General features: G+C 64.8%; 4 protein-coding genes. 3 read left to right on the top strand and 1 reads right to left on the bottom strand.

Annotated features, from left to right (window positions below; genetic code table 11):
• Window positions 1–214 precede the first annotated feature (214 nt).
• The 3 genes from EOD07_RS17670 (at window position 215) to EOD07_RS17680 (ending at window position 3312) form a co-directional block, all read left to right on the top strand.
• Window positions 215–2536, top strand: coding sequence for a PAS domain-containing sensor histidine kinase (locus EOD07_RS17670; protein WP_127236382.1), 2322 nt, complete (start codon window positions 215–217; stop codon window positions 2534–2536).
• An 81-nt stretch (window positions 2537–2617) separates the two neighbouring features.
• On the top strand, window positions 2618–2878 hold the full coding sequence (locus EOD07_RS17675; RefSeq protein ID WP_127236383.1) for a type II toxin-antitoxin system Phd/YefM family antitoxin: 261 nt from the start codon (window positions 2618–2620) through the stop codon (window positions 2876–2878).
• Window positions 2875–3312, top strand: coding sequence for a hypothetical protein (locus EOD07_RS17680; RefSeq protein WP_127236384.1), 438 nt, complete (start codon window positions 2875–2877; stop codon window positions 3310–3312). The genes EOD07_RS17675 and EOD07_RS17680 overlap by 4 nt, the downstream gene beginning before the upstream one ends.
• Window positions 3313–3322: 10 nt before the next feature.
• Here the strand turns inward: EOD07_RS17680 and EOD07_RS17685 are convergent, their stop codons facing one another.
• Complete coding sequence (locus tag EOD07_RS17685) at window positions 3323–6280, bottom strand: bifunctional [glutamine synthetase] adenylyltransferase/[glutamine synthetase]-adenylyl-L-tyrosine phosphorylase (RefSeq protein ID WP_127236385.1); 2958 nt, start codon at window positions 6278–6280, stop codon at window positions 3323–3325.
• Between the last annotated feature and the right edge of the window lie 188 nt (window positions 6281–6468).

Genomic DNA, 6468 nt, shown 5'->3' on the forward strand with positions numbered 1-6468 from the left:
GTTGAGAGGCTGGCGGGACAGCGCCCCCCTCTGGCCTGCCGGCCATCTCCCCCACGAGGGGGGAGATCAGCAGTTTCGACAAATTTCAATCAACTTTTAATCTTTTTCGCCCGCGCCTCTGGACAAGGCGAATCACCTTTGATTCTTTAATGGCGATTCGGGCGTGCGGCGTATCCGGGTCATCCAGTATACGGCAGATCGGGGAGTGCCATTTATGGCCAAGGCGGACGCGTGGGGCGCGCCCGGAGGGAAGGCTTTTGCGCGTCGCAAGGCAAGGAACGATGGACTTGCCGGCAACATGCGCCTGATCGCCGAACCCGCCTATCAGCGGCTCTTAGCCGCCGAGCCGCTGCTGCGCCGTTCGATCCCGGCGCTGATCATCATCTTCCTGATCGTCATCGCCGCGCTGCGCTTCCTGTCGCTGATGAACGAGCACGACGAGATCGAGCGCGACGCGAAGGCGGTGCTGGCGCTGGGCGCCGGCCAGATGGCGCAGGCCGTCACCGCCGACCCCACAGCGGCCGGCGCCAACGCCATAAGCCTCTTGGAAAACATCGGCCGCCAGGGCGCCATGAGCCGCGCCCATGTGCTCGCCATCACCGACGCCAACTTCAAGGTCATCGCCGTCTCGCCGCTGTCGACGGGCTGGCAGGGCCGCACGCTGGACAGTCTCGTGCTGGGCGGCCAGCCGCTGTTCATGTTCGGCGACCGCGCCGGCGTGATGGATGTCAGCATCTCGGGACAGGACTGGTTTGCCGCTGTCAGCCTAAGCGGCGACCGCAAGCATGCCGCGGCCGTGTTGGTGCCGCAGGAAGCGGTGTTCGACAGCTGGCGCAAGTCGATGTCGCTCAACGTCACGCTGTTCGTGCTCACTGCGGGCGTGCTGATCGTCATCCTCTACGCCTATTTCGGCCAGGCGGCGCGCGCCCAGGCCGCGGACCGCATCTATCTCGAGGCGCATCAACGCATCGACATGGCGTTGGTGCGCGGCCGTTGCGGGCTGTGGGACTGGGACATGGTGCGCGGCAAGATGTACTGGTCGCGCTCGATGTATGACATGCTGGGCTACGAGCCCTGCGATACGATGCTTTCCTTCGGCGAAGTCGACGAGATCATCCATCCCGACGACGGCGACCTGTTCGAACTCGCCAACCGCATCGTCGAGCGCGAGATCGACCATATCGACCAGGTTTTCCGCATGCGCCACGCCGACGGACAATGGGTGTGGATGCGGGCCCGCGCCCAGGTGATCGATCCGGAAGCGCCGGAAATCCAGCTGATCGGCATCGCCGTCGACGTCACCGAGCAGCGGCATCTGGCGCTACGTTCGGAAGCGGCCGACATGCGGCTCAGGACCGCGATCGAGAACATCAACGAATCCTTCGTGCTGTGGGACGCCGCCGAGCGGCTGATCATGTGCAATTCGAAGTTCCAGAAGGACAACGGGCTGTCGGACCGCGACGTCGTGCCCGGCATTCTCCGCGACGCGGTGGAGGAGCGGATGCTGGCCTTCGCCTCGGAGCGCAGGCTTGCCAACGCCAACGGGCCGAAGGGCGGCGTCAGCTTCGAACGCCAACTCGCAGACGGCCGCTGGCTGCAGGTCAACGAGCTCAGGACCCGCGACGGCGGCATCGTCTCGGTCGGCTCCGACATCACCCAGATCAAGCTGCACCAGGAAAAGCTGGTCGACAGCGAGCGCCGGCTGATGGCGACGATCCACGATCTCAGCCTTGCGCGGCGCGCCGAGGAGGAACGCGCGAGCGAGCTGGTCGAGCTCAACCGCAAGTACATGAAGGAAACCGAGCGCGCCGAGGCGGCCAATCGCGCTAAGTCGGAATTCCTCGCCAACATGTCGCATGAGCTGCGCACGCCGCTCAACGCCATCATCGGCTTCTCCGAACTGATGCAGCAAGGCCTGTTCGGGCCGCTCGGCTCCGAGCGCTACGAGGAATATGCAACCGACATCAACGGCAGCGGCAAATACCTGCTCGGCGTCATCAACGACATCCTCGACATGTCGAAGATCGAGGCCGGCCAGTTCTCGCTCGACCGCGAGGAGATTGACCTCTGTCCGCTGATCAAGGAGACGGTGCGAGTGATCTCGCTGCAGGCGGCGGAAAAGTCGATCAATGTCGAGACTCGCATCGCCGATACGATGCGGGTCTACGCCGACCGCCGCGCGATCAAGCAGATCGCCATCAACCTGCTCTCCAATGCGGTGAAGTTCACCGGCCAGGGCGGCAAGATCACGGTCAGGGCGCGCAACACCTCCGGCGCCCTGCTGCTAACCATCGAAGACAATGGCTGCGGCATCCCCAAGCATGCGCTGGGCAAGCTCGGCCGGCCGTTCGAGCAGGTGCAGAACCAGTTCTCCAAGAACCACACCGGCTCGGGCCTCGGGCTCGCCATCTCGCGCTCGCTGGCCGAGCTGCAGGGTGGCGCGCTGAAGATCCGCTCTACCGAAGGCGTCGGCACCATCGTGTCGGTGCGCATCCCGCTGAAGAAGGCGCCAGCTGCGGTGAAGGCTGCGGCCTGACTCACCGGCATTCGTTGCTGCCGGAGCCGAGCTTGAAATAGTTATCTATTTTATCTATTTTGGATAAGAGGTGATTTTTCCATGCGTGTAACATCCACCGAATTCCAGCAGAATGTCGGCCGCTTCCAGGATGCCGCGCAGCGGGCACCGGTCGCGATAACGAAGAACGGTCGGACCCACACGGTGCTGCTTTCTGCGACGATGTTCGAAGTGTTGGTCAAGGGACGGGTCGCCCGCCCCGTCGAGGAACTCGATGACGAGACGCTGAAAGCCATTGCCGAGAGCGCGGTCCCTTCCCAGCATGACGAGCTGGACCAGATGCTCAAAGACTGGACGCCGTGAGCCTGCCCAAGCCCGTTCCCGGCCTGGTGATCTCCTATTCCTATCTTTGGTCGGACGAACATACGATAGGTATCGAAGAGGGTCGCAAGGACCGCCCATGTGCGATCGTCGCCGCACGTCGGATTGTGGAGGGGCGCGAAGTCGTGACGATGGTTCCTATCACGCATTCGCTCCCGACAGATCCCGCCGACGCCATCGAAATGCCTGCGCCTCTCAAGGCTCACCTTGGGCTCGATGACATGCCGTCATGGATCGTGGTGAGCGAAACCAACGATTTCCTTTGGCCAGGCCCCGACCTCCGACCAATTCCGGGAAACAGCCCGTCCCGCTTCCACTATGGCATGCTGCCGCCACGCTTCTACGCTCATCTGCGCGATCGGCTTCTGCAGGCGCATGCGCGCCGCAAACTCCGCCGCGTGCAACGCACCGATTAGTCGCGCGATCTCAGGACCCTCCCGCGCTCCGCAGAAGAAGGTCAAAATCCTGCCTGACCTTCCGCGAAGTGTCCTTGAGATGCGCCTCCAGCACAGCGAAATCCGGCAGGTCGGTGACCGCAAGAAGCAGGTCCGAAAGCCCTGGCGGGACATCGTCGCGCTGGAACTCGCCGGTGAGGCAGAGCCTGATCATCTGGGTCAGCGCCAGATAGAGCCGATAGGCCTCGCCTAGTTCTTCACGGATATCGCCGCCTGCGAAACCGGGGGCCAGCCGTCCCAGGATGTCGGCGGTCGCCGTGAGCCGGCGGCCGGGCTCGACATTGCCGGTGATGGTCGCGACCTGGGCGATGAATTCGAGATCGATCAGCCCGCCGGGGATCAGCTTGATGTCCCAGAGGTCGCGCGGTGGCTTTTCCTTCTCGATCAGCGCCCGCATCTCCGAGGCTTCGGCTTTCACCTTGGCGGCATCGCGTGGCTGCGCCAGCACCGCCGCCACTTCCGTCTCGAGCTCAGCGCAGAGCTCGGCATCGCCGCCGATGGCGCGAGCCCGTGCCAGCGCCATGTGCTCCCAGGTCCAGGCGTCCTGGCGCTGATACTTCTTGAACGCGTCGATATGGGTGGCGACCGGTCCTTTGTTGCCGGAGGGGCGCAGGCGCAGGTCCAGCTCGTAGAGCACGCCTTCGGCGGTCGGCGCCGAGACGGCGGCGATCAGGCGCTGCGTCATGCGGGCATAATAATGCGAGGGCGCCAGCGGCTTCTCGCCGTTCGAGTCCTCGGCATCCGCGTCATGGTCGTAGAGCAGGATGAGATCGACGTCGGAGCCGGCGGTGAGCTCGCGGCTGCCGAGCTTGCCCATGCCGAGCAAGGCCACCCTGCCCCCGGCGATCTCGCCGTGCCGCTGCGCGAACTCGGCGATCACCGCTTGAAGCGCCGCCTCGATGGTGAGATCGGCAAGGTCGGAGAAGGCGCGGCCGGCGCGCGCCGGATCGATCGAGCCGGCAAGCAGGCGCACGCCGATCAGGAATTTCTGCTCGGAGGCGAAGATGCGCAGGCGGTCGAGCACATCTTCATAGGCGCGGTCGCCTTCGATGAGGGCGGCAAGCCGGGCCGAGAGATAGGCGCGGTCCGGCAATTCGGTGAGCAGCGCCGGGTCGAGCAGGCCATCGAAGACATGCGGACGGCGCGTGATGATGGCCGCCAGCCGCGGCGCGGCCCCCATGATGGTCGCCATCAGCTTGAGGAGCGCCGGGTTCGACTGCAGCAGCGAGAAAAGCTGGATGCCCGCCGGCAGGCCGGCGAGGAACTCGTCGAAGCGCATCAGCGCCTCGTCGGCGCGCCGCGTCTGGCCGAAGGCCTTGAGCAGCGCCGGGGTCAGTTCGGTCAGCCGCTCGCGCGCCTCCGCCGACTGGGTGACGCGGTAGCGGCCGAAATGCCAGCCGCGGATGACGCGGCAGATGTCGCTTGGCCGCTGGAAGCCCAGGCCATGCAGCGTCTGCAGCGTGTCGGGATCGTCGACATCGCCGGTGAAGACCAGATTGCCGACGCCGGCCGAAAGCTCGGGCGCTGTCTCGAACAGCGCCGCATAATGGCGCTCGACCTGCTGCAGCGAGGCGCGGAAGGCCTGCGTGAATTCCGCCTCGCCGGCAAAACCGAGCATCAGTGCGATGCGTTTCAGTTCCTCGTCTTCCTCGGGCAGGATGTGCGTCTGTTCGTCCGCCACCATCTGGACGGCGTGCTCGACGCGGCGCAGGAACCAGTATTGCCGGGTGAGCGCATCGCGCGCGTCGGTGGTGATCCAGCCGCGCGCGGCGAGCGCTGCAAGCATCGGCACCGTCTCGCGGCCGCGCAGTTCCGGGAAACGGCCGCCGGCGATGAGCTGCTGGGTCTGGACGAAGAACTCGATCTCGCGGATGCCGCCGCGGCCGAGCTTGACGTTATGGCCCTTCACGGCGATCTCGCCATGGCCCTTATGGGCATGGATCTGGCGCTTGATCGAATGGACGTCGGCGATCGCCGCATAGTCCATGTATTTGCGCCAGACATAGGGCTGCAATTCCTTGAGGAAGGCGGCGCCCGCGGCAAGGTCGCCGGCAACCGGCCGCGCCTTGATCATTGCGGCGCGCTCCCAATTCTGGCCGCGCGCCTCGTAATAACGAAGCGCTGCCTCGACAGGGATCGCCAGGGGCGTCGAGCCGGGATCGGGGCGGAGCCTCAGATCGGTGCGGAAGACATAACCGTGCTCGGTACGGTCCTGGAGGATGCGCACGAGACGACGCGTGAGCCGCGAGAACAATTCGGTCGCGTCGAGCGGATCGACGACGGCCGGCGCTTCGGGATCGAAGAAGACGACAAGATCGATATCGGAGGAAAAGTTCAGCTCATGCGCGCCGAGCTTGCCCATGCCAAGCAGGATCCAGCCCGAATCCCTCGCCGGTTCCGCCGGATGCGGCAGCTTGAGCTTGCCTTGGCGGTTCGCGTCGAGCAGCAGGAAATCGACGGCGGCGCATGCGCAGCCATCGGCAAGATCGCTGAGCCGGCGCACCGTCGCGGAGGTCTCCGCCTCGCCTGAAAGATCGGCCAGCGCGACCAGGAAATGCGCTTCGGTCTTCCATTGCCTGAGCGCCATCATCAGGCTGGATTCCGAGGCGTCTTCCGCCCTTGCCGCGCCGCCGATCGCCTCGCCTATGGCATCGAGCCGCGCTTCGATCGTCTGGTCGAACAGCGTGTCGAGGATCGCCGGCCGACGGCGCGCGACATCGCGAAGAAAGGGCGAGAGGTCGAAGACGGCCGCCAGCAGGTGCTGCAGCGGCCCCTCGCCCGCCAGGAACGCAGCGAGGCGGGAAAGCCCCTCCTCCTCGGCGGCATCGGCGATTTCCGACAGTTCACGCCGGGCACGCACCGCGTCCAGGGGGCGGAGCGCCAGTGTCGGGCTAAGCCGGAACTCGGATTCGATTTTCTTCTTCGCCATTTACCCGCGCCATTAAAGCATGTCTCCCGAAAGTGGGCCCGGATTCGGGACAAACACATGCTTAAATCAAAAACCTGAAGCAGGTCGCGTGAATCTCTTTGCACGCGACCTGCTTCAATGCGTCTCCCGCAACGGGAAACTCATGACCACGGACAATCCGGGATTGGCGGGTAAAAAATCAAGACCTC

It is taken from the genome of Mesorhizobium sp. M2C.T.Ca.TU.002.02.1.1 (assembly GCF_003997225.1).

Bases quoted from the DNA above. Each gene is read 5' to 3' on its own strand.
- EOD07_RS17675 (WP_127236383.1), top strand. From the start codon at position 2,618: ATGCGTGTAACATCCACCGAATTCCAGCAGAATGTCGGCCGCTTCCAG.
- EOD07_RS17685 (WP_127236385.1), bottom strand. From the start codon at position 6,280: ATGGCGAAGAAGAAAATCGAATCCGAGTTCCGGCTTAGCCCGACACTG.
- EOD07_RS17670 (WP_127236382.1), top strand. From the start codon at position 215: ATGGCCAAGGCGGACGCGTGGGGCGCGCCCGGAGGGAAGGCTTTTGCG.